The following is a 25475-nucleotide window of genomic DNA, read 5'->3' on the forward strand; positions in this document are numbered from 1 at the left end:
AATGTTATAATGTTTATATTAGCATAAGATTGCTCAGGAAGAGAACAGTGTTTATTATTTAAATATCTCTAATTTGAATGAACTACTTTAACACTGGAGGGACGTTTAATGGCAAATCCTGCACTCAAGTCATCCTTGTTCGCCAGATTCCGGCTCAATTGGAATCATCTTAAATCCAAACTTCTGCTGAAGTATGCTTTTTCTTATATCCTCATCTTTCTGATTCCTTTAACTGCCGTAACGATCTTTGTTTATGAAAACGCTGTAAAGGGCCTGCGGGCCGAAATTGAACAATCGAATGTCAACCAGCTCACCCAGGTGAAGAACACGATAGATACCCGTATGGTTGAGCTTCAGGAAATTTCAGGAAGAATAGCTTATGATAATCATCTGACACCGTACATGGTAAGGCATCCTTACTACAGCCTCGAGGCCATCCAGGCACTGGCTAACTACAAGGCAAGCAGCAGCATTACGGAAGACCTCTTCCTGTACTTCCATGACGATTCCAATATCTATTCCTACCGCGGCCTCACCGATCTGAATGTGACTTTCAATACCCTCTACCAGTTCGAGGACTGGAAGCCGGAAAATATACGCCAGACCCTTAACGAAACAACCCAGCCTGTGATGCGTCCGGCGGAGAATGTGACGGTCAACTCCCGCAAGGAATCCATGCTGGTGATGCTGGTCCCGGTTAAACCGAATGATCCGTTTCCCTACGGGACCGTTGTGTACCTGATGAAGGAATCGAAGCTGACCGGCGTCATGGATTCGATTCTCAGCGATTTTTCGGGAAGCAGCTATATCTTCAGCGCCAGCGGCGAGGTGCTGACAGCGAACAGCCACGGCATCAACCTGCCCCGGGAGGAGCTCAGCACTCTGTCCACGCTTGAGCCGGGTATACATAATCTCAAGATGGACGGTGAACAGTACTCCGTGGTTTCTGTCCGGTCCGAAGAGAATGGCTGGAACTATGTGACCACGATGCCAAGCTACCAGTTTTTCAGCCGGGTTGCGCATGTTCAGACTCTGATTACGCTCGTTTTCTGCATAACAGTCATTACCGGCATAGCCGCCGCACTGCTGCTTGCCAAACGGCAGTACCACCCGATCAAGGATCTGATGGAGTTCGCCAAGCTGAGAGGCAGCGGCAACGAGACGATGAAGCTGCGCAATGAATGGGAGTGGATCCGGCAGACGCTCCATGACTACAGTGCGAGAATTGACCTGCAGGAGCCTTTTGTCCGCAATCAGTGCATGCTGCTGCTGCTCAAGCACGGCAAGCCGGATGATCCCGAGATCGAGCAGATGATTCTCAGCGCAGGCCTCAAGCATCCGCAAGGACAAGGCCTCTACTTCTCTGCGATCCTGTCCTGGGATAACGCTGCCCCGGATTCCGGTTCTCCGCATGAACGCCTTCTGGTACAGGAGATGCTCAGCAATATCTGCCTGCCCGGTCCCAATGCCCAGATCTTCGGTGTAGAATTCTCAACCAAGGACCAGTTCGCCCTCATCATTTCTCTTCCCGGCGGTCAGGCTGAGCCGGTTCAGAGCACCATGGAGCAGGTTATTGAAGGGATTCAGGCTGTAATCAGTGAACACTCCGGGCTGGGGTTAAGTATCGGTGTCGGCATGGCCTACAGGGACCTGGCCCAGCTCAACCAGTCCTTCATAGAAGCCGCGGCAGCGCTGGAGCACCGGATGATCCGGCGCAGCGGGCAGGTGACTTACTTTGAACAGCTGACCGAGCTGAATCCTCCCGCCGCCGAGAGCTTCTGGATTCCGCGCAAATCCATGCTGAAGCTGGAGCAGAGCCTTAAGCAGGGCAGTGAATCGGTAACTGTCCAGCTGATCGCCGATATCATTGATACAATCAGGGATGAGCCGCTGCCGGTTCATCTGCTGCGCTGCATCTGCTTTGATCTGCTGAATGCTTTTTTGCGCACCGCCTCCGAGCTCGGTATGGATGAGGTATTCGCGGACATTGCGGGGCTTACCACCTTCGAAACACTCGAAGAGCTGGAGAGCCGCCTGCGCTCCCTGGCCTCCGCGATCTGCGAGCAGGTGGAGCGGAATACGGAGACAAGCGAGTCCTCATTAATGGACGACATCCTGGCTTATGTGGACCAGCAGTTCGCGGATTATACACTCAGCCTGGAGCATGTAGCGCTCAAGTTCTCCATTTCGACCTCTTATTTAAGCCGGAGCTTCAAAGAGAAGACCGGCAGCAATTTCTCACAGTATATCTGGCAGCGGCGGGTGGATGAGGTCATCCGGCTGCTGGAGAATACGAGCGCACCGCTTAAGGAAATTATTGAGCAGGTAGGCTACCTGGATGCGCCGAATTTCATCCGCAAGTTCAAAAAAGAAACCGGCCTGACGCCGGGGCAGTACCGCAAGGACTTCGCCTCGAAGGGAACTGCTGCGAAAAGACCGGTATAAATTACGGAGCTGCCGCACTTTCTGGAAAGATAATTTATAGGTTCACAGCCCCCACAAAGCCCTGAGTCCCCTACAAGCTGAGGTCTGCTTTGTGGGGTTATTTGGCTACTGCGCTTCCTTCAGGATATGCTCTACCAGATCGTCCAGCGGAACGGTGGCAAGCGCAATCGCGGTGTCCGTCACCCCGTAATAGATGTAGAGCAGTCCGTCTTTAACTACATTTCCCGTCGGGAAAATAACATTCGGAATCTGGAACCCGAATTTCTCATAATACATCTCCGGCTCCATAATGAAGTTATGTGTCCGGGCAATGATCTTCTCCGGCTGCTCCAGATCAAGCAGCATGGCCCCTACACGGTAGACGATGTCCTCATCGACGCCGTGATAGAGCACCAGCCAGCCCTTGTCTGTACGAATCGGCGGCGTGGAGCCCCCGATCTTCCGCGATTCCCAGGACAGGTTCCCGGCTTTGGCAAGCAGCTTGGGCTCTTCCCAGTGGATAAGATCCTCAGAGTAGGTGATCCACATAGCCGCCTTCTCGGTGCCGTAGGCTTCGCCCACGTATTCTTCAGGACGGCGCAGCAGCACGAATTTGCCGCCGATTTTTTCAGGGAACAGAATATTGTCACGGTCGTTGATATCCAGCGGTGTCGTGTCCGCCACAAACTCCCAGTCCAGCAGATTATCCGATTTCAGAATGGAGGAGCGTGTCAGCCAGTGCCCCTCCTCTTCCCCCCAGCCGTCCGGGTATTCCGGAATGGAGCGTTCAGGAACACCTGCCCCGGTAGGATAGTAGCTCATGGCGCAGGGACGCAGGGCATAGTTCATATAAAAGGTTCCGTCGATTTTGACAATCCGCGGGTCCTGCACACTGCCGTACGGAAATCCCAGCATATCAGGCGTCACAATCGGCTCATCCTTCACATGGGTGAAGTTTACGCCGTCCTCGCTCTCCAGGAGGCCCAAAAAGTTCTTGCACGGGGTCAGGGAACCTGCGGTGCGCTCGATCATATAGAATTTCCCGTTATCAATAATAACCGCAGGATTAAAGACTGTAACTTTGCGCCATTCATAGCCGCCAGGGACGACAATCGGATTATTGGGATGTCTTGTAATTTGCATGTCTATTCCTCCTGCGAATGTTGTTCATGATATAGTTTGATCGTTTGAACCTCGTAAGGTTTAAAGGAAAGCGGAATTACTCCGCCGGAAGTCTCTACGGGGCCCGTCTCCGTCTCCAGCAGATTTACGCGGCAGACGCGGGTATCCCCGGCTTTCCAGTCAAGTACAGCCGTATCCCGGCTTCCTGAGGATTCATACAGCCGGACAATCGTCGTCCCGCTGCCGTCCTCTGCATGCTTGATCGTATCGAGCATGACATGTCCGCTCTGAAAACCAAGCCAGGCATAGGTACCCGGATAACTCCCCGGGTGAGGTTCTTGACTGACGGCAAGCAATGGCTCGTTCAGCTCTGCCGCTTCCCGTACAACCCCCGCCTGGCGCCATTCGCCATTGTGCGGATAGAGGGAATACGTAAATTCATGCTCACCCTGATCCGCATAGCGGTCAGGCCAGCGGGGCGCGCGCAGCAGCGAGAGGCGCATCACTCCGTCATGGATGTCGTAGCCGTATTTACAGTCATTCAGCAGACTGACGCCGTAGCTCCCCTCGGACAAATCCGCCCAGCGGTGGCCGCACACCTCAAACTGGGCCTGTTCCCAGCTGGTGTTGCGGTGGGTCGGACGGTCCAGTGCTCCGAACGGAATCTCATACGCAGCCTTCGCGGCCACAATGTCCACCGGAAAGGCAGCCTTAAGCACCTTATGCTGCTCTTTCCAGTTTACGCGGGTCTGGAAATCCACTCTGCGGCTGTACCGGGGCAGCGTAATCTCCTGCTCAATCAGGGATTCATTCAGCTGCCAGCGGAATTTCAGCACCGTCAGCAGAGGTCCGCTGACCAGCACCTGCCGGTCCAGCAGCTTCGCCCGGCCGGCAGGCTGCTGCTCATACCGCGGATCGAGGTCCCAGGCATCCCATAAAGGCGGAGTGTCATGAAAGAACTGCAGCTGGTTGCCGGTTTCCCCGGGCTGAAGCAGCTCCCGGCCGGCACTTTTGTCGTACCAGCGGCTGATTTCGCCTTCTTCATTAAATTTAAGAATATAATGCTCCGTCTCCCATTGTTCAGGGAACGCTTCTCCGGAGCTGATGTCCGCCGGCTGATTATGCTGACCGGTAGCCTCCCGCAGCCAGAATGTCCGGCAGCCAAATGCAGGGACCTTGCGGACCCGGACGGCCAGCGTATAGCTGCCGCCGGCACCATCCGTATTCCAGCATTCGCTGTCCAGCAGGCCATCCGCATCAAACGCCTGAAGCGCGGCCAGACTGCTGTCCCCCTCAATCCGGACCCCTTCGGTCCGCTCCCAGCCCAGGCTGTTGAAGACGACATAAGGGCGGCCTTCCCCCGAGGTATCCACTCCGCCTGCCAGAGCACGGAGTGAAGTGTCCAGCACCTGCCGGCCCAGGCGGAAGATTTCCGCGTACTGCTCCCGCGAGGTGGTGTACACTTCCGGTATGGCAGTCCCCGGGATAATGTCATGGAACTGGTTAAGCAGCAGCAGCTTCCATCCTTCGGCAAGCTCCGGATGTTCCGGTCCCGGCTGCTTCAGAAGCCCGCTCCTCTCCGCGAGGACACTCCAGATCTCTGCTTGCCGGTACAAAATCTCCGCCTTGCGGTTGCTGCGTTTATTAAAGGCATGTGTAGTGAACGTCCCCCTATGAAGCTCCAGGTAGAGGTCACCGTGCCACGCGGGCAGCTCCGGCTGGCGCAGGCCGATCTCCGAGAAAAAGGCCTCCGCAGTGGAAAATCGGCTGACCGGCTGGCCCGGCGTCAGGCCGGTACGCTCGACATACTCCAGCATTTCATGCGTAACCCCGCCTCCGCCGTCTCCATGCCCGTAGAGCAGCATCAGCTCATCATGCTGCTCCTTCTGGGCATAGGCCTGCCAGTGCTCCTGGACATCCTTCGGATGGGTATGCTCATTCACCCCGTGGTTTTGATAGGCCACGATTTTTGTCCCGTCAATACCCACCCAGTGGAAAAGGGTATGCGGGAAGGGATTGGTATCATTCCAGCCGAGCTTCGTGGTCATGAAATAATCGATTCCGGCCTGCTTCAGCAGCTGCGGCAGAGAGGCGCAGTAGCCGAAGGTATCAGGCAGCCATTCAATCGCAGACCGCTTACCGAACTCCTCCATATAAAAGCGTTGGCCGTACAGCATCTGCCGCACCAGCGATTCCCCGCCGGGGATGTTCAAGTCGGGTTCTATCCACATGCCGCCGACCAGCTCCCAGCGGCCTTCGGCAATCCGTTCTTTAATCCGTTTGTACAGCTTAGGATAATGCTCCTTGGCAAAGGCATACAGCAGCGGCTGGCTCTGGGAGTAGCGGAAGTCCGGATACTTGTCCATCAGGGCGCAGACCGTAGAGAAGGTCCGGCTGACCTTGCGTACCGTTTCCCTTACCGGCCACAGCCAGGCAACATCTATATGCGACTGTCCGACCATGTGCATCGTTCCGGCGGACAGCCCTTCTGACCTTTCCGCCGAGACCGCCTCACGCAGTTCTTCTTCAGTATCTGCGACAGCTGCTGCGTTACGGATCAGCTCCTCTTCCATGTAGAGTGTATCCATGGCGCGCTCAAGCGCCTTCCCGATGCGGATGCGGCGCATATCTTCTGCAGGCAGCAGCAGGGCTGCTTCATGCGCCGTCTTCACTGTATGCAGCAGGCTGTATACGGGCGGATCCACACGGACTAGTGTGATCTCAATTCCGTCCAGCGGCGGCTTGATCACCGCCTGGCGGTTCAGGGGGTCCTCGGGCTCGGGTATCGGATCATACAGCTCGATGCCAAGCTCCAGCTTCTCTCCGGCAGCACCGGGAGGCAGCGGAATGAACCAATGATTGATGTCCAGGCCGTGGTGCGGCTCACCATTAATACTCAGCAGCCCTTCCCCGCGGCCCAGATAGAGCAGCGCAGTCTCTTCACGCGGCCAGCCCTCCGGGAGCGTGATTTCGCGCTGAAGGAAATACGTAGTACCATATCCGCCTTCAAGCCGGGAAATGCTGTAATGAGGATGAAGCTCCTCTTCATGCTCGTATACGCCAGGCGTGATGTAGCGTGATTTGCGCATACTCCATTCCTTCAGCTCTATCTTCTCTGCCCACTGCTTTTTGGCCAGCCAGCCGATAAACCGGTTCATACGCTTCATGACTCAGCCTTCCTCTCTGACATGGAGCGGTGCCGTCAAATAGTCTGCGGAGTGGGGCCCTGCCATGATTGTAAATCCTCCCGGCTCCACGATCCGCGTTAAATCTGCCGACACATATTCCAGCTGCTCCCTGCCGACTTTGAACGTAACCGTCTGTGTATCGCCGGGCTGGAGGCTGATCTTGTGGAAGGCTTTGAGCTGCTTCTCCGGACGGGTTATGCTGGAGGCCAGGTCTGAAATGTACAGCTGAACCACTTCACTGCCCTGCCGGTCACTTGCATTTGTGACATCAACGGATACAGCTGCTTCCTCATCTGCAGAGATAACGGAAGGCTCCACCCTCAAATTGCTGTATTTGAACTCGCTGAAGCTAAGGCCGAACCCGAACGGATACTCGGCATGGAAATCAGTCTCCAGGTAGCGTTTGCCTCTTGTCCGCCGCTTGTAGTAGTACACGGGAAGCTGGCCGACATGCTTCGGAATACTGATCGTCAGCCGTCCGGAAGGATTCACATCGCCGAAGAGAATGCCGGCGATGGCATGTCCGCCTTCCTGCCCGGGATACCAGGCTTCCAGAATGGCGTCGGCATGCTCTACGATCCATGGCTCGGCAATCGGCCGGCCGTTGATATAAACCACAATCAGCGGCTTGCCCAGCTTGTGGATCTCCTGGACCAGCTCAAGCTGCACGCCCATTAGGTTCAGTGTGGCCCGGTCTATGCCCTCGCCGCACTCCATATCGCTCCAGGAATGTTCAGTCACGACAGAAGCACCGGTGAGCAGATCAATCGTCCCTTCGCCAAAGTCCCGGGCACTCGAGCCGCCAATGGCCATCACAACGGCGTCAGCCTCAGCCGCACAGGCCAGGGCATGAGCGAAGCCTTCCCGGGAGTCGCCTTTAATCCGGCAGCCCGGAGCATACAGCACCCGGTCCGGCCCGCCGCCCAGCGCCTCGCGGATTCCATCCAATACAGTGACAATCGCGCCTTTGGGCTGGGGCGAGGTATAATCACCCAGCTGATTGTACGCCGCATCTGCATTGGGTCCAATCACTGCGAGCTTACCGATTCCCTTGCAGAGCGGAAGCGTTCCGCCTTCATTCTTCAGCATGATGATGCTCTCACCTGCAATGCGCCGCGCCAGCTCCCGGTGCTCCGGCTTGCCGATCGTCTGCTCCGCCTGTTCAGGATCGGTAAAGGGACGGTCAAACAGCCCGAGCCTGAACTTCAGCTCCAAGATCCGGGCAGCCGCGCGGTCCAGGTCAGACTCCCGCAGTCTCCCATGACCGATAGCGTCAAAGATATGCTTCTCGAACATCTCTCCCGACATCTCCATGTCGATCCCGGCCAGCAGCGCCTGGGCAACTGCCGCTTCCCCGCTGTCCGCTGTGTTATGCCCGTTCGCCAGCATGCCGAGCGCTCCGCAATCCGTAATGACGAACCCGTCAAACCCCCATTGTTCCCGCAATACATCCTGCAAAAGATAACGGTTGGTTGTGCAGGGAACCCCGTCAATTTCGTTATAGGCGGTCATAATGGATAAGGCTCCGGCTTCCACCGCTTTGCGGAAAGGAAGCAGATCCACCTCATGCAGTTCACGGTATCCCATATGCACCTGCGCCGAGTTCCGGCCGCCTTCAGAGCTGCCGTAAGCGGCGAAATGCTTCAGGGTCGCCAGAACAGAGTCATCCGCATCCAGCGATTCTCCCTGCAACCCCTTAACCGCTTCTACTCCCATCGCGGCAATCAGGAACGGATCTTCGCCGAAGGTCTCTTCCGTCCGGCCCCATCGCGGATCCCGCACGACATCCAGCACCGGCGAATAGGTCGCCGCACCGCCCTGGCTGCGCGTTTCCAGTGCCACTACCCGGCACATCTCCCGGTATAGCTCGGGATTCCACATGCTGCCCAGAGCCAGCGGCACCGGAAATACAGTCGCGCCAATCGCCATATGCCCGTGTGAGCACTCTTCGCCGAACAGGATGGGAATGCCGAGACGGCTCTCCTTCATGGCATAAGCCTGAATGGCATTAACCGCCTCCGCCCCTTCCTTCGGGGACAGCCCCGTCTCCAGGGTGACGCCGGTCCACGGGTCTGCCCGCAGCGTTCCATACAACGAGCCTACGCCTCCGGCGGCAACCTGCCGTTTGAAGGCCTCCGTCATGCCGACGGTTCCATCGGCCTGCTTCTCGTAGCACTGCCACCCGAAAGGCTGGACTAATTGTCCAGCCTTCTCTCCAGGTGTCATGCGCTGCAGCAGGTCCTGTACCCGGTCCGCTACAGGGCGTGTTTTATCCTTATAGATCATTTCTACAGCACCTTTCTGCGCATGCAACTTGATTGGAATTAGTTGGCTTTCCAGCGGTCATAGGCAGCCTGATTGATCTCGGCTACACGCTCACCGCCCATTTTCTTGACAGTTGCCACATAGTTGTCCCAGCCGGAGAGCGGCTCGGCACCCGTAATAAACTTCGCTTCCATCTGCTTCACATAGGTGCTCAGATCCGAATTCAGACTGCTGATTTCGGTCTGCTCTTCCACAGTGAGGAACAATGCCGGGAATGGAATCCGCGCACCTTTATCAAGAAGCTTCTGCTGAGTCTCCTGCTCTACCCAAAGGTCAAAGTCTGTCTTCAGCCCTTTGTTGATATCATCCATGGAGAGGGTTGGGGCCGGGATGCCGTAGTTAGGCGTCAAAGTCGCGCGGTAATCTTCCATCTCCTTGCCGTCCGGTACAGGCAGGTACTGCTTCACTCTGTTGGCTTCATCCGTGTATTCCCAGAGAATTCCCTCAGGCCCTTTATTGAAGAACATTGCGCCTTCATAAGAATACAGGTAGTCCACCCAGCGGATTGAGGCTGCAGGATTCGGGTTGCTCTCCGAGATGGCGAACGCGCCGGTAGTGATCCCTCTGTTCTTGGCAATCGCCGGGGCGGCAACGGATTCGCTGCGGACCGGTGCGAACATCGGATCTTCCGTTGAAGGCTCGCCGCCTTTAGTCATATAAGCATGCCAGTCGGAGAACAGGGCGACACGGTTCTCCTGTGCCTTCGCCTTCTTTTGCTCTGCCGTCTGGGAGAAGCTCTCGTGATCCAGCAGCTCTTCCGACCACAGACGGTTCATATAGGTCAAATATTCCTTGAACCCTTCTTCAAGCGGTGTATAATGCACGACATCGTTGTCATCAACATAAATCTCTTCCTCATAGACGCCGAAGGCGCCCAGCAGCCAGGTGCGGATATCCCGGAGATTCGCAGCGGTTGTCGTTACCGAAGAGATCGGAATTTCGTCTGCGATGCCGTTCCCGTTCGGATCTTCCTCTTTTACACGCTTCAGATAGGTGTACAGCTCTTCAGTCGTTTCTGGAAGCTTCTCAATGTTCAGCGCCTTCAGGAAATCCCCGTTATACCACATCGGGTTGCGGTACCAGTGCTGGCTGAGCTCCACGACCGGCAGGGAATAGATATGTCCGTCCGGTGCTGTGATCGACTTGCGCACATCGGGATTCTCCTCCAGCAGCGCCTTGAAGTTCGGGGCGTATTCATCAATCAGATCCTCCAGAGGAAGCAGGATACCCTGCTCTCCATAATTCATCTGCTCTGCAGTCGTCAGACCGGCGGCATAAAAGATATCCGGGTAATCGCCGCTTGCAAACACCAGATTCTTTTTGGTCTCAAAGCTGTCCTTCGGCGCATTCTGGAATTCCATCGTAATGCCTGTGAGCTTCTGCATCTCCTGCAGTACAGCCATGTTCTCCCAGTTCTGAATTCCTACATCCGGCGCCATCATCGTCAGCGTAACGGGTTCGGTTACAATCGGAAATCCTTCCTTGTTCACAGCAGCTTCACTTCCCGCCGCACCGCCGTCCGATGCCCCTTCATTCGAGTTGCCGCTGCCGCAGCCTGCGAGCAGTGTCAGGATCAAGGCCGAAGACAGCAGAAGCTTCCATGGTTTACGTGTGGTCTGCATAAAAGTGATTCCTCCCTTAGTATCATTACATTTTATACGCTTACCCTTTGACAGAGCCAATCATGACCCCTTGGACAAAATAACGCTGCAGGAACGGATAGACAGCCACGATGGGCAGTGTGGAGACAACAATAACCCCATATTTGATCAGCGATGCCGTTTCTGCCTTATTATTCATGGCTACAGCCACCTCGCCGTTAATCGCGGCACCAGTGGTTTCAGCCGACATTTCCTGAAGGACAAGGATCTGGCGCAGAACCATCTGCAGCGGATACTTGGCTTCATCGTTCAGATAAATCAGGGACGGGAAATAGCTGTTCCAGTGCCCCACACCGTAGAAAAGGGCCATAACGGCTACAATCGGTGCAGACAGCGGTAAAATAATGCGGATGAACAGCTTCAGGTTCGTACAGCCGTCAATGTGCGCCGCCTCCTGGAGTTCCTTAGGGATTGTCGTCTGAAAAAACGTACGGGCCACGACAATGTTCCAGACGGATGCGGCCACCGGCAGAATCAAAGCCCCCATGCTGTTAATGAGGCCCAGGTTCTTGACCAGCAGGTATGTCGGCACCAGCCCGCCGCTGAAGAACATCGTGAACAGAATAATGCCCATAAACAGGTTGCGGCCGACAAAATCAGATCTGCTTAGCGCATAAGAGGCCGGCAGCGTAACAGCAAGATTAAGCAGCGTGCCTAACACCGTATAGATAATCGTGTTCAAATAACCGTTCCATATCTTCGGGTTCTCAAAAACAAGCTTGTAGCCGTCCAGGGTCACATTCTTCGGGAACAGCCACATGGCTCCCGAATTGACGTCCTGCGGCGAACTGATCGAAGCGCTGAGGATGTAGATCAGCGGGTAAAGGACAACCACCAGGGCAAGACACAGATAAATATAGGTGCTGATCAGAAACAGCTTGTCTCCCCTGGATTCTTTCATGGCAGTAACCAAAAGACTTCAACTCCTTTCTACCAGAGGCTGTTCTCACTGGTCCGTTTGGCAATCCGGTTCACGGTAACCAGCAGAATGACATTGACCACCGAGTTAAATAATCCGACAGCCGTTGAGAAGCTGTACTGGGCGTTCACAAGACCGGCCCTGTATACATAGGTGGATATTACATCGGAAGCTTCCATATTAAGCGAGTTCTGCAGCAGCAGGATTTTCTCAAAGCCGAGGCCCAGAATATTCCCCATGTTCAAAATCAGCATGATCGTAATTGTGGGGATAATGGTCGGCAGGTTGATATGCAGCACCCGTTTGATCCGGCTCGCCCCATCCACTATGGCAGCTTCATGCAGCTGAGGATCAACACCCGACAAAGCCGCGAGATAAATAATCGTCCCCCATCCGGTGCTCTGCCAGACGCCCGAGAAGACATACACAGTCTTGAACCAGGCCGGATCGGTCAAAAACTGTGCAGGCTGAAATCCGAGGAACTCGATGACCCGCACAATCATTCCGATAGAGGGTGACAAAAAGGTAATGATCATTCCCGCCATGACAACTACAGAAATGAAATGCGGCGCATAGGTGACGGTCTGGACCGTTTTTTTGAACGGGCCGTTGCGGACCTCATTGAAGGCAAGCGCCAGAATAATCGGCAGCGGAAACCCGATCGCCAGCTCATAGAAGCTGATGCTGAAGGTGTTCCAGAGCAGATCCCAGAAAAAATAGGAATTGAAGAACCGTTCGAAATGGTCAAAGCCGACCCATTCACTGCCCGTGATCCCCTTGGAAGGCACGAAGTTCTTAAAAGCAATCTGGATGCCGTACATGGGACCGTAATGAAAAATGAAGAAATACAGCAATGCGGGAAGCATGAACAGATACAGCTCCCAGTTTTTCCAGATTCTTTTGCCCAGGGTGTTCTTCTTCAATGAAGGACTTGCCGAACCCGAAGCGTTACTCCCCTTCATTCTCCCACTCCTCTCTATGTTAGTTTCCATAACATTAAGCCGTGTAGCTGCTTCGCATTCTTGTCAATGCAACTCCTGCTAACGCTTACAACACAAAGTGTAGTGAAACTTAGCTGACATCGTAAATATGTAGGTTCTGCATTGTCATGTTAAAAGAGTGCAAAACCGCGCCGCTGCGCCAATTCTCCCCCTTCCTTGCCATTGTCACTTTCAGGCGCGCCGCTGCTGCAAATGTGTGAATTATGAACCTTCCCCGGGGCTGCAAAAGTTACATATTGTGATCACAGGTGAGGTATGCAAACATTTGCTACGAATGCCCGGCTAAACGATTGACTGATGATATAGGAGGTTTCTGACATGACACGTACAACTGCCCACCTGATTTCGCACACCCATTGGGACAGGGAATGGTATATGCCTTATGAGCGTCATCATGTGCTGCTGGCCAAGCTGATGAATGAACTCCTGGAAACGCTGGAGAAGGATGAACGCTACCGTTATTTTCACCTGGACGGACAGACCATTATTATTGAGGATTATCTTCAGGTCCACCCCGAAAAAAGAGAAACGCTGGAAAAATTCATCCGTGAAGGACGCATTGTCATCGGCCCCTGGTATGTGCTGCAGGACGAGTTCCTGACCAGCTCGGAAGCCAATGTCCGTAATCTGCTGATCGGCCATCAGGATGCGGCCAAGTATGGCGTCATCTCCAAGCTGGGCTATTTTCCGGATTCCTTTGGCAATATGGGACAGGCGCCGCAGCTGCTGAAGCAGGCGGATATTGAAACTGCAGTGTTCGGACGCGGCGTGAAGCCGACCGGCTTTGACAATCTGGTCGTAGATTTGAACAGCGCCAGCTATGAATCGCCTTATTCGGAAATGTTCTGGGCGTCCCCCGACGGCTCCGTCGTGCTGGGACTGCTTTTCGCGAACTGGTACAGCAATGGGAATGAGGTGCCTGCCGATGCGCAGGAAGCCAAGGTGTTCTGGGACAAAAAGCTCGCCGATGCCGGCAAATATGCCTCTACTCCGGAGCTGCTGTTCATGAACGGCTGTGATCATCAGCCTGTGCAGCGCGATCTTGCTGCTGCGCTGGAGACTGCAAGAAGGCTGTACCCGGACGTGGATTTTGTCCATTCCAGCTTCGAGCAGTATCTGCAGGCGCTTACGTCTTCGCTTCCGGATGATCTGGTAACGGTGAACGGCGAGCTGCGCAGCCAGCACACCGACGGCTGGGGAACACTGGTGAATACCGCTTCGGCCCGTGTCTACCTGAAGCAGATGAACCAGCGGGGCCAGACGCTGCTGGAGAAGGGGGCCGAGCCGCTCGCCACGCTTGCCTTTCTGCTCAGCGGACAAGCCTATCCCCATGCCCTGCTGACCTATGCCTGGAAGACGCTGATGCAGAACCATCCCCATGACAGCATCTGCGGCTGCAGCGTGGATGAGGTTCACCGGGAGATGATTACACGCTTTGAGAAAAGCAGGCATACCGGTGAGGCGATTATTGAAGACAGCCTGAAGGCTGTCACCGGACAAATAGACACTTCCGGTACAGCTTCCTGGGGAAAATCCGCTATTCCCGTAGCCGTCTTCAATACCACAGGCTGGGAACGCAGCGGAACAGTAAGCGTGGAGGTTATCGCCGCCAAACGTTATTTTAAGGAAGGACCGAACCCTCCGGCGATTGCCGAGGCGCTGGACCTGCTGCCGCTGGATCTGGAGAACGGCCGGCTGCTGGATAGTGAAGGGCAGGCCATCTCCTGCCGGGCAGAGGATCTCGGCACCCGGTTCGGCTATGAGCTGCCGGACGACCAGTTCCGCAAGCCGTATATGGCCCGCATCATCTCTCTGACCTTCGAGGCCTCACAGATTCCGCCGCTCGGCTACACAACATACGCCTGGGTACAGTCACCGGCTGTCCCTGCCGAAGCTGCGGCCAGTCCGCTGGAACTGACGGAGCGTGGAATGGCCAATGAATATCTTGCAGTTCAGATCCGGGAAGACGGCTCCTATGATGTAACGGACAAGACCACCGGCAAAGTCTTTGGAGGACTCGGTGTCTATGAGAACTGCGGCGATATCGGCAATGAGTATGTATTCCGCCAGCCGGAGGGCGATGTTCCGCTGACTACCCGCGGTCTTGATGCCCGCATCTCGCTTGCCGAGCATGAGCCTTACCGCATTACCTATGAAATCATTCACGAATGGCAGATACCGGCTTCAGCCGACGCTTCGTTCGGGGAGGAGAAACGCCGGATGGTTCCTTTCCGGAAGCGCAAAGCTGGACGCGCCGCTGAACAAGTGCCGCTGCGGATCGTAACCCGGATCAGCCTGGAGGCTGCCGGAACCGGCATTCAGGTCTCTGCCGCGTTTAATAACCAGGCCATGGACCACCGGCTGCGCGTACTTTTCCCTGCCGGGCTTGCCGCCTCCACCCTTCTGGCTGATTCCATCTTTGAAGCGGCGGAGCGAGATATCGAGCCGGCTCCGGACTGGAGCAACCCGAGCAATGCGCAGCATCAGCAGGCTTATGTCAGTGTGTCGGACGGCAGCTGCGGCCTTATGATCGCCAACAAAGGGCTGAATGAATACGAGGTTCTGCGCGACGGCAGCAATACCATTGCGGTAACCCTGCTGCGCAGCGTGTCGGAGATGGGCGACTGGGGGGCGTTCCCGACACCGGAAGCCCAGTGCCTCGGAGAACATACTGCAGAATTTGCAGTTCGTCCTTATGCCGGAGATGCCGGCCAGCCGGAAGCTTCGGCCTGGGCCTATCAATACCAGACACCTTGGTTCGCTGCTCAGGCCGGCATACAGCAGGGTACACTGCCTGTCCGCTATCAGCCGCTGGAGTGGCAGGGCCGGACACTTGCGCTCTCTGCCTTTAAAATGTCCAAAGACCACGAAGACGTTATTCTGCGGTGGTACAATCTGGCGCACAAGGAGCAGGATTTTACGCTCAAGGCTAACTTCCCCGTCCAGACTGTATATGCCAGTGATATTCTGGAGCGCCGGAAACACGAGCAGGCTTCAGACGAAGGAACACTTCATCATACCGTCAGCAAAGCCCAGATTGTCACCTATGCGCTGCAACCGCGGCAATCCTAATATCAACTACGCCAGGAGGAGTTAGACCATGAACCTGCCAGCTTCCATTACCCAGTATCTGAATGAGGCCGATGAACGCCTCGCCCATCATCCGAAACTGCAAAAGCTGTTCCGCAACTGTTTTCCGAATACGCTGGAGACTACAACCAAGCTGCTTGATGACGGAACCACCTTTGTATTCACTGGAGATATTCCGGCCATGTGGCTGCGCGATTCCACGGAACAGGTACGCCACTATATTCCTTTTGCCAAAAATGACCCCGAGCTTCAGCGGATCCTCCGCGGCCTGATCGCCCGGCAGATGTTCTATGTCAACATCGATCCGTACACCAATGCCTTCAACGAAACGGCAAGCGATAAGCATTACCGGGATACCGATGACTGCAACCTGAATCCGTGGATGTGGGAGCGCAAATACGAACTGGATTCCCTCTGCTTTGTTGTACAGCTGGCTTATATGTACTGGAAGGAAGCGGAGCAGAGCGATATTTTTGATACCGCCTGCTATCAGGCGCTGACCTCTATTGTAAATGTGATTGAAACCGAGCAGCATCACGGGGAAAAATCTCCGTACCATTTCATCCGCCAGACGCTTCAGGATACGGAGACGCTGTACAACAACGGGCGCGGCATGCCCGTCAACTACACCGGCATGAGCTGGTCCGGCTTCCGTCCGAGCGATGACAGCTGCGAATTCGGCTATAATATCCCGTCAAATATGTTCGCTGTAGTGATTCTGGGCTATATCCGCGAAATCGCAACCGAGGTGTACAAGGACGAAAGACTGGCGGCCCGGGCTGCGAAGCTGCGCAAGGAAATCGACTTCGGTATCCGTACCTACGGCATTGTAAACCATCCGAAATACGGCAGAATTTATGCCTACGAAACGGACGGCTTCGGCAATTATTCCCTGATGGATGATGCCGGTACACCGGGACTGATGTCCATCCCTTATATTGGTTATGTGGGCGTGGAGGATGAAATTTATCAGAACACCCGCCGGTTTGCACTCAGCTTCGACAACCCGTTCTATTTCGAAGGCAAGCACGCCAAAGGGATCGGCAGTCCGCATACGCCGGGCGGTTATGTATGGCATATGGCACTGTCGATGCAGGCGCTGACGGCAGACAACGATGAAGAGATTAAAGAACTGATTGATATGCTCATCCGGACAGATGCGGATACCGGGTATATGCATGAAGGGTTCCACCCTGACAATCCTGCCGATTTCTCGCGCGAGTGGTTCGCCTGGTCCAACAGCCTGTTCGCCACACTGATCGGCAAAGCGATGGATAGAGGACTGGTCTAACCGGAGCTTTCTCCGCGGCCCCTGGCCATGACCTGCATTGTATAAACAGATCCTTCAATTAAAAAACCGGCTGCGCCGTCCTTTAAAGGAAGGCGCAGCCGGTTTTGGCTTGCTGGACTACATCATATTAATAGCTGCTCTGGCTCTGTTCACCTTTGGCAATGGCTACGCCGCCGCTGGTTCCGATCCGGGTTGCCCCCGCTCCGACCATCACAAGCGCGTCTTCAGCACTGCGTACACCGCCGGATGCCTTAACGCCAATCTCCGGCCCTACGGCTGCGCGCATCAGCGCGATATCTTCCTTGGTCGCCCCTCCGGTAGAGAATCCGGTGGATGTCTTCACAAAATCCGCTCCGGCTTCCACGGACAGCTTGCAGGCGCGGGTCTTCTCTTCGTCCGTAAGCAGGCAGGTTTCGATGATGACCTTGGTCAGCGCCTTGCCGCGGGCTGCCTCAACAACAGCGGCGATATCACGTTTAACCAGCTCGTTGTCTCCGTCCTTGAGAGCGCCGATATTGATGACCATATCTACCTCCCCTGCACCGTTTGCAATCGCGTTCGCAGTTTCAAAAGCCTTCGTTTCCGGTGTGGAAGCTCCCAGCGGGAATCCGATAACCGTACATACCTTTACTTCCGGAGTATCCTTCAGCACTTCATGGGCCACAGCAACCCAGGCCGGATTGACACAGACAGAAGCGAACTTGTAAGTCTTGGCTTCTTCTGCCAGCTTGATGATATCTTCTTTACGCGCATCGGCTTTGAGCAGCGTATGATCTATGATCCCGGATAGTGTAATTTCACTCATTGTTAATTCCTCCATGGCTTGTAGATGTTCTTCGTTCCTTGTAATCATACCAATAGTAAGCCGCTTTGGAAAGGCAGCCGGAAAGCTGTGCGTCTGTTCAACATAGATAAGGCATCCTTTATTTGTGAAGGATATATATCCCTTTTTATAAATATAAGTAATAAATAGTTTAATTGTCCTAAAAAATCCTGTTCAAAACATCGATAATAGTTATAAAGTGATAATGTATTATTTTACCTTATTTATCACACTTTTAATTTGAAGGAGATGTATGGGCAGATGGGCAGCTTTAAATTTGCAACTAACACCGCAGGACGCACATTGGATGTACAAGTGGAAGGAACCATGTCAGAAGCGGATGCGGGGCGTTTTATCGAGGAATACAACCAGACTGTCAGCAGGTTCGATCCAACCGAATACGACATTATTCTGGACTGCACCGGACTGAACGTGTCATCCCCGGACATGCTGCCTATGCTGGAGCAGTGCTATATCCTGTACAAGCAATCCGGATTCAAAAAAGTCATCTTCACTATCGCCAAAAGTCCTGTGCTGAAAATGCAGCTCAGCCGGATCGCCCGCTCCACCAAACTGGAAAACTACGAAATCCGTGAAGTGTAGGTGAACCTATGATACATACCGGAGATAGCATTGTCATCCGCAGCGCCGCTTATTACCACCCCTCACATATTGTCGGCAATGATTATTACCTGGAGCATTTTGCTGCGCTCGGGAAGGACATCAAGCGGTTCCTGGAGGTTATGGGCCGCCGCAGCAGATATATTGTAAGTGATGACAGCGAGAATTCGCTGACTATGGGACTTAAGGCTGCCCAAAAGGTGCTTAAGGATGCGGGGCTGCAGAGTGAAGATCTCGACATGATCGTCTTCGCCTCACAGACACCGGAGTATACTTATCCAACCAATGCCCTGCTGCTGCACAATAAGCTGCAATGCAAGCACCGTACCATTACACTGGATACCAATGCCAACTGCGCCGGTATGGTCGCTGCCGTTGAACAGGCGAGCCGTTACATGCAGTCGAACCCGGGCATCCGTTATGCGCTGGTCACGGGCAGTGATTACAGCTCCATTAACTGCAACACGGATGATGAGATTACCTATCCCAACTTTGGAGATGCAGCCGCAGCCGTGATCCTGGAGCGGAGCAGCGAACCCGGAGGCTTCAGGGATTCCCTGTACTACACCGATTCCGAAGGCTGTGAGAACATTATGTTTCCCGCTTGCGGACTCTCGGGCATTTATCGTGAAGAAACCACTGCCGAACAGATCCGGATCCGCTGGACACCGTTTGATGGTACAGTATGCGTGGGTGCAGCCATAGCGGATATCCAGGAGCTGATGCGCCGCAACGGCCTGACCGCCGAGGATATCTCCGCCTTCTGTCTCTCCCAGTTCTCGCTCAAAAATATCGAGCTGATTCAGGATGGTCTGGGTCTGGGCCCCGAGAAGTTCATCTACGTCGGTGACGAGTTCGGCTATACCGCTACGAGCAGCCCGTTTATCGCTTTTCAGCGCGGCGTCGAGGACGGCCGGATCAAACGCGGCGACTATGTCTTCTTCTGGTCTGTAGGCGCCGGCTGGCAAATTCCGACGATGCTTTTTAAGTATTAAATACAGGGTGTCCTTAACGCGGCTATGATACGGCGCTCAGGACACCTTTTCTTTGTGCACTGAGAGTTCTATTGAATGTTGTACACCAGACTCCTGCGCTTTAAGCGGAAAAAGAGTCTTAGGAGCGTGTGTAGATCAAGCTAAGTGGAAATTCTCCATATAATTTCAAGGAAAATACCGGTAGTGCAATATTAGCGGGAAAAACTCCACTTAAAAGTACTGGATGAGTCTCCAAAGGCCTTTTTCCGCCCGAATAGCTGGAGAATTTCCAACTAAAGCTCCTAAATGAGGAAAAAGGACAGAATTAGCTGGAAGATTTCCAACTAAGCTCTGCAGCAATCAAACTGACGAAGATTCCCCCCTATATATTCAAAAAAAAACAGCTCTCTCCGCAGAGAAAGCTGTATATTATAAAGCTGAATTTAAGAATGTCCGCCGGAAAATGCAAGCCCGATCCGGTTCACAAGCTGCTTGCTTTCCTCGTTCAGTCCGGTAATCGTCACGGTCTTGCCGTGCTCGGCATACTTGCTGATTGTTTTGGCAATCGCCCCTACTGCGGACTGATCCCACACGTGGGAATGGCTGAAATCTATAACGATCTGCTGCCGGTCATTCTCATAATCAAACTCCTGGACAAAATGGCTTGTCGTACCGAAGAACAGCTGGCCTGACACGGTATACGTTGTCGTATCGGTTCCGGTCTTAACCGTTAAGCGGATAGAGGCCATTTTCCAGGCGAAGGACAAGGCGCTAAGCAGCACGCCGAACAGAACGCCGATCGACAAATTATCCGTAGCTACCACCGTAACCACTGTTACGATCATCACCAGCGCATCGCTTTTCGGAACCCGGGCCAGCGACTTCAGCGAACTCCATTCAAAGGTGCTGATGCAGACCATAATCATCACTCCAACCAGCGCCGCCATCGGAATTTGCTTGACCACATCGCCAAGCACCAGAATCAGGAACAGCAGAAAAACACCTGATACAAAGGTCGACAGACGCGTCCGTCCGCCCGATTTCATGTTGACCATCGACTGGCCGATCATGGCACAGCCGGCCATGCCGCCGAAAAACCCGGTAACGATATTGGCCAGGCCCTGGCCTTTGGCTTCCCGGTTCTTGTCGCTGCCGGTATCGGTAATATCATCAATCAAAGTCGCTGTCATCAAGGATTCAAGCAGTCCTACCACAGCAAGTGACAGGGAGTACGGCAGGATAACGAGCAGCATATCCAGTGAAATTGGCACCTGCGGCAGATGGAACACCGGCAGGGCGGAGGTAATCTCCCCCATATCGCCGACGGTTCTTACATCCAGCTTCAGCACGATGCTGAGCACGGACACAATGATGATCGCGACAAGTGCAGACGGCACTGCCTTCGTAAAGCGCGGAACTGTGTAGATAATAACCAGTGTTAATGCTACTAAGGCATACATCACCCAGCCCTGTCCCACGAAATGCGTCAGCTGCGCCATAAAAATCAGTATTGCCAGCGCGTTGACAAAGCCGGTCATGACCGGCTGCGGCAGAAAGGTAATGAACCTGCCCAGCTTCAGCATGCCCATTATAATCTGGAAAATCCCGGCGAGAACGGTTGCCGCGAACAGGTACTCAATACCGTGATTCAGCACAAGACTGCCCACAAGCAAAGCCATGGCACCTGTAGCGGCAGAGATCATCCCCGGCCGGCCGCCGGCAAACGCGGTCACAACCGCGATGCAGACAGAGGCATACAACCCTACCATCGGACTGACTCCCGCGAGAATGGAAAAGGCGATGGCTTCAGGAATCAGGGCCACAGCCACGGTCATTCCTGAGAGCACATCGCTCCGGGTGTTGGAAAACCACCCGTTATTTAATTTATACTGCTTCAAAATTAAGCTTCCTCCTGTGTCTGATAAAGTGGTTGGGCTCCTTCACTTAGCCCTGGTCCGGTGCAACGCCAATGTGAATTATTGTACCCGACCTCCCCTATGCGGCACAAAAGGCAAGCTCCATCTTGTAAGCGCTTGTTTCGCCATTTATCTCGCTAATTCTTTTATTATTGCGCAAATACTATAAATTTAACTTAACGGTACAGGCCTGAGGCTTTAACTTCATTGAAGAAATGGTTGAACTCTTCAATGTTCAGCTGCTGCGCAGCATCGGATAACGCTGTTGCCGGATCAGGATGCACTTCAACCATAATGCCGTCCGCCCCGGCGGCGAGCGCGGCTTTGGCGCATGGAATCAGAATGTCCTTGCGGCCGGTGGAGTGGGTCACATCGACCAGCACCGGCAAATGGCTCTCCTGCTTCAGAATCGGTACCGCGGAAATATCCAGCGTATTGCGCGTCCATTTCTCATAAGTGCGGATCCCCCGTTCAATCAGCATGACCTGCGTATTGCCGCGCGACATAATGTATTCGGCTGCATGAAGGAATTCCTCCATTGTGGCCGCGAGCCCGCGCTTCAGCAGCACCGGTTTATCCAGTTCTCCGGCTGCCTTCAGCAGCTCGAAGTTCTGCATATTACGTGCACCGATCTGAATGATGTCCACATAATCCAGCGCAGGCTCCAGATGTGCCGGGTCCACAATCTCGCTGATGGTCAGGAGCCCATATTCGTCAGCTGCTTCGCGGAGGATGCGCAGGCCGTCCATGCCCAGTCCCTGGAAATCATATGGAGAGGTCCGCGGTTTGAACGCCCCGCCGCGCATCACCTTAATACCGGCCTTCTGCAGCGCAGCCGCAACTGTGCGGGTCTGCAGCTCGCTCTCCACAGAGCAAGGGCCTGCAACCATCACCGAAGACTGTCCGCCGATCGCAATGTCACCCGGCAGAACAATAACGGTATCTTCCTTTTGGCTTTTGCGGCTGACCAGCAGGCTTTTCTTATGTTCGGCAGACTGAAGATCAAGCGAAGCGGCGAAAATTTGCTTGAAGAGGCTGCGGATCGTCCCGCTTGTGAAAGGCCCTTTATTATTCGCCACCAGCTTCTCCAGCATCGCCTTTTCACGTTCCGGATCAAATTTAGGTACGCCCTGCTTTTCTTTTACCACTCCGATGGCCTGAACGACCTTGGCACGCTCCGAGATCAGTTCCAGCAGCCCTCCGTTGATTTCATCCAGACGGGCTCTCAGCTCATCCAATTCCACATTACTCATTACCTTCCACTCCCTCTTCTAAATTATTCATTTCTGTGAACGCAAAAAAGCCCCCCGCCGCAAGGGACGAGGAGCCGTGGTACCACCCTTATTTAGAGATTAATCCGAACAATGGCTGCTGAACACAAAGATTCATCCACACAGCCTGGAACCAACTCTCTTATACCCGGTAACGCGGGGCGCGGGCCTTCCTACACATATCTGCTGCAGCAAATACTTTCAGGGACCGACTCGGAAGTGAACTTCAGCGCCAAACGTCTCATGAGGGTGCTCTCAGTCTCCGGCACGCCTTCCCTGTTAAGATCCGCTAATGGTGCTTACTCTCTTCGTCATTGTCATTCATCTTTGGGCTGGCGCGTCTTGTGCACCAGTGATGCTATCTTAATCAATATGAGTTACCGGCGCAAGATATTCATGTACCGCTGGGCAGCTTTAACGCAGTACAATGTTCAGAAAAATTTCCCGATAATTGATGTAACGGCCTCACTCCTCAGCGGCTTGCTGATATATTCATCCATCCCGGCCTCAAGACATAATTCACGGTCACCCTTCAGCGCATTCGCTGTCACCGCAATGATTACCGGCACTTTCCCGGCAGGCAGGGTCTGCTTAATGATTCTGGTCGCTTCCAGCCCGCTCATTCCCGGCATCTGGATATCCATGAAGATCAGATCATAAGCTTTGCTGCCGACCATCTGTACCACCTGCAGCCCATCAACGGCAACGTCGACGTCAAAGCCCCGCTTCTCCAGAATTTTGCGCAGTACGATCTGGTTAATCTCATTATCCTCGGCTACAAGTATGGACAAGGGGCGCCTGACACTGTCTGTACCAGGTAATGCAGGGGTTATGCCGCTGCCGTAGCTGTTCTCCTGTTCAAGTAGCACAACGGTAAAAATAAAGGTTGCACCTGTTTGCGTATTCGTATCCAGTGCAATATGTCCGCCCATCAGCTCGACGAGCTGCTTCGTAATCGCCAGCCCAAGCCCCGTACCTTCATGACGCCTGTCCATAAAATGATCCAGCTGGTAAAACGGCTCGAACAGCCGGCTGCGCGCACCTTCCGGAATTCCGATTCCCGTGTCGGCCACCGTAAATTGCAGCGTGACCCGGCCCTCGGCTCTGGCTGCGGTCTGCACGCTTATGGTTACCCCGCCGGTATAAGTGAATTTGACTGCATTGCCGACCAGATTAAGCAGCACCTGCTTCAGCCGCTCCCCGTCACCAATTAACTGCCGGGGGACATCAGGGCTCACTTTAACCGACACTTCTAAATTTTTCGCCTCAGCTTTCAGCAGCAGCAGCTCCAGCGCTGAGTCAATGCAGTGGCTAAGGACAAAGGGGGCATTATGCAATGCCGTTTTGCCCGCTTCGTTCTTGGAAAAGTCCAGGATATCGTTAATGATATTCAGCAGGGTATCCCCGCTCTGCCGGATGATATCCAGATACTCCCGCTGAATGGTGCCCGGCTCGGTCATATCCAGCAGCAGGTCCGTCATTCCTATGACCCCGTTCATCGGCGTACGGATTTCATGGCTCATCATGGCCATAAATTCGCTTTTGGCCCGGTTCGTATTCTCAGCAGTCTCTTTGGCAATAAGCAGCTTTTTCTGTTCGGTTATGTCCTTGACGATAATGTAAAAGCCGACCGTTGCTTTGTTGATAATGATTGGGGCAATGGTCGTCAGCACCTCGACAGAATGTCCGTCCTTATGCCAGATCAGGTCAATGCTGCGTTCGCTGTGGTTGCTGTGGCTGCTGTTAATGCAATAATGGATAACTTTATCCACGTGATGTTCACCGATAATCCGCCCGATATTCATGCCGATCAGTTCAGGAATGGTGAAGCCGGTTAACTGGCAGGCCTGCTCATTTCCGTTAATAATGTTCCCTTCAAGATCCAGAGAGATAATGGCATCGTGATTATATTTTTTCAGGGACGTATACCGTTCAATGGACTCCTGCAGCTTCTGCTCCACAATCTTGCGTTCCGTGATATCACGCCCTACAGCAAGAATCCCCTGGTTATCCCCGTCTTCTATAAAACGCAAAGTAAATTCTATCCATGCATAATGCCCTTCGGCATGCAGAACCCGCATTTGTATCCCCCGGGCTTCAACTACATTTTGCCTGTTCAGAACAGAAAGGTCGTCATGATGAATGAGTCCGCGGATATCACGGCCAATCAGCATATCCGGTTCATATCCGAGGACTTCCTGAATGGAGGCTGAACAATATTTGCAGATGTTATCCGGCGATGCAAAATACACGATGTCCCTGATATTCCCGGCAATCAGCCGGTACAGGTCCTCCAGCGGCATACCGGAGATTTCCCGGGACGCACTGTCCTTGATTTCTGTTACACGAACCGCGTAGTACGCTCCCTCAGCAGGGTTCTCACCGGCCGTAAAATGAACCCTCACAGGAACCGGTGCGCCGTAAGCATGAACCAATGTTAAACCGCATTCAAAAAAAGAAACCTCTCCAGAGCTGAGAGCCTCCATCATTTCCCTATGTATCTTCACAGAATCGGCGTGCAGCAGCTCACTGAACTCACGACCACGAAGCTGTTCCTCTGTAAATCCGAGCAAAATTGTTATTGCGGGACTTACACTCGTCCATTTCCCGTCCACGGAAAGGAAAGCTGATCCGACCATCCCTGTTTTGGCCATATCTCCAAATTGGGAACCGTCCCCTGCCTGCTGTCTTAACATCTGACCACCGCCTGTGTATGGAGTATTAAACGGTATTCCCTTATCTTAAAATCTTTAATATTAATATCTTGCATATCCGGGTGAAAGTCAATTGATAATCTTACCAAACATGACACCTTTGAATGAATAAAATAACCCATTAAATTGCAAAAT

At 53.7% G+C, this 25475-nt stretch carries 15 protein-coding genes; 5 read left to right on the plus strand and 10 right to left on the minus strand.

Annotated elements, in window-relative coordinates; all coding sequences use genetic code 11:
* Window positions 1-108: 108 nt before the first annotated feature.
* On the plus strand, window positions 109-2445 hold the full coding sequence (locus C2I18_RS08500) for a helix-turn-helix domain-containing protein (protein WP_249900797.1): 2337 nt from the start codon (window positions 109-111) through the stop codon (window positions 2443-2445).
* Between the two features lie 105 nt (window positions 2446-2550).
* Here the strand turns inward: C2I18_RS08500 and C2I18_RS08505 are convergent, their stop codons facing one another.
* From C2I18_RS08505 to C2I18_RS08530, 6 genes are read right to left on the minus strand one after another with little or no spacing between them, the layout of a single operon-like run.
* The gene (locus C2I18_RS08505) at window positions 2551-3567 is read right to left on the minus strand and encodes a glycoside hydrolase family 130 protein (RefSeq protein WP_249900798.1); all 1017 of its coding nucleotides are present in this window, start codon (window positions 3565-3567) and stop codon (window positions 2551-2553) included.
* A 2-nt stretch (window positions 3568-3569) separates the two neighbouring features.
* Window positions 3570-6713 (minus strand): alpha-mannosidase, encoded by a 3144-nt coding sequence (locus tag C2I18_RS08510; RefSeq protein WP_249900799.1) that lies wholly within the window; start codon window positions 6711-6713, stop codon window positions 3570-3572.
* A 3-nt stretch (window positions 6714-6716) separates the two neighbouring features.
* Window positions 6717-9020, minus strand: coding sequence for a glycoside hydrolase family 3 N-terminal domain-containing protein (locus tag C2I18_RS08515; RefSeq protein ID WP_249900800.1), 2304 nt, complete (start codon window positions 9018-9020; stop codon window positions 6717-6719).
* A 38-nt stretch (window positions 9021-9058) separates the two neighbouring features.
* Complete coding sequence (locus C2I18_RS08520) at window positions 9059-10681, minus strand: extracellular solute-binding protein (protein ID WP_249900801.1); 1623 nt, start codon at window positions 10679-10681, stop codon at window positions 9059-9061.
* Between the two features lie 40 nt (window positions 10682-10721).
* A complete protein-coding gene (locus C2I18_RS08525) occupies window positions 10722-11633 on the minus strand; it encodes a carbohydrate ABC transporter permease (RefSeq protein ID WP_249900802.1) in 912 nt (303 codons plus the stop codon).
* A gap of 17 nt (window positions 11634-11650) precedes the next feature.
* Entirely contained in the window at window positions 11651-12601 is a 951-nt protein-coding gene (locus tag C2I18_RS08530) for an ABC transporter permease (protein WP_249900803.1), read from the minus strand.
* A gap of 357 nt (window positions 12602-12958) precedes the next feature.
* Between C2I18_RS08530 and C2I18_RS08535 the strand changes: the two genes are divergently transcribed.
* Complete coding sequence (locus tag C2I18_RS08535) at window positions 12959-15712, plus strand: alpha-mannosidase (RefSeq protein ID WP_249900804.1); 2754 nt, start codon at window positions 12959-12961, stop codon at window positions 15710-15712.
* Between the two features lie 28 nt (window positions 15713-15740).
* Window positions 15741-17021 carry a glycoside hydrolase family 125 protein gene (locus C2I18_RS08540; RefSeq protein ID WP_249900805.1) on the plus strand — a complete coding sequence of 427 codons (1281 nt, stop codon included), beginning with the start codon at window positions 15741-15743 and terminating at the stop codon, window positions 17019-17021.
* Window positions 17022-17148: 127 nt separating this feature from the next.
* Here C2I18_RS08540 and deoC read toward each other — a convergent pair whose 3' ends face one another.
* Complete coding sequence (deoC, locus tag C2I18_RS08545) at window positions 17149-17826, minus strand: deoxyribose-phosphate aldolase (RefSeq protein ID WP_249900806.1); 678 nt, start codon at window positions 17824-17826, stop codon at window positions 17149-17151.
* 279 nt (window positions 17827-18105) lie between these two features.
* On the opposite strand from deoC, the gene C2I18_RS08550 reads away from it, so the two are divergent.
* A complete protein-coding gene (locus C2I18_RS08550) occupies window positions 18106-18447 on the plus strand; it encodes a hypothetical protein (RefSeq protein WP_249900807.1) in 342 nt (113 codons plus the stop codon).
* A gap of 8 nt (window positions 18448-18455) precedes the next feature.
* Entirely contained in the window at window positions 18456-19460 is a 1005-nt protein-coding gene (locus C2I18_RS08555) for a ketoacyl-ACP synthase III (protein WP_249900808.1), read from the plus strand.
* Window positions 19461-19882: 422 nt separating this feature from the next.
* Here the strand turns inward: C2I18_RS08555 and C2I18_RS08560 are convergent, their stop codons facing one another.
* From C2I18_RS08560 to C2I18_RS08570, 3 genes are all read right to left on the minus strand, one after another.
* Window positions 19883-21340, minus strand: a complete 1458-nt coding sequence (locus tag C2I18_RS08560) for a SulP family inorganic anion transporter (RefSeq protein ID WP_481857927.1) — start codon at window positions 21338-21340, stop codon at window positions 19883-19885.
* A gap of 191 nt (window positions 21341-21531) precedes the next feature.
* The gene (locus C2I18_RS08565; RefSeq protein ID WP_249900809.1) at window positions 21532-22608 is read right to left on the minus strand and encodes a bifunctional 3-deoxy-7-phosphoheptulonate synthase/chorismate mutase; all 1077 of its coding nucleotides are present in this window, start codon (window positions 22606-22608) and stop codon (window positions 21532-21534) included.
* Between the two features lie 449 nt (window positions 22609-23057).
* Window positions 23058-25322, minus strand: a complete 2265-nt coding sequence (locus tag C2I18_RS08570; RefSeq protein WP_249900810.1) for a PAS domain-containing hybrid sensor histidine kinase/response regulator — start codon at window positions 25320-25322, stop codon at window positions 23058-23060.
* Between the last annotated feature and the right edge of the window lie 153 nt (window positions 25323-25475).

The organism is Paenibacillus sp. PK3_47, from assembly GCF_023520895.1.
In the GTDB taxonomy this organism is placed as follows: domain Bacteria; phylum Bacillota; class Bacilli; order Paenibacillales; family Paenibacillaceae; genus Paenibacillus_AQ.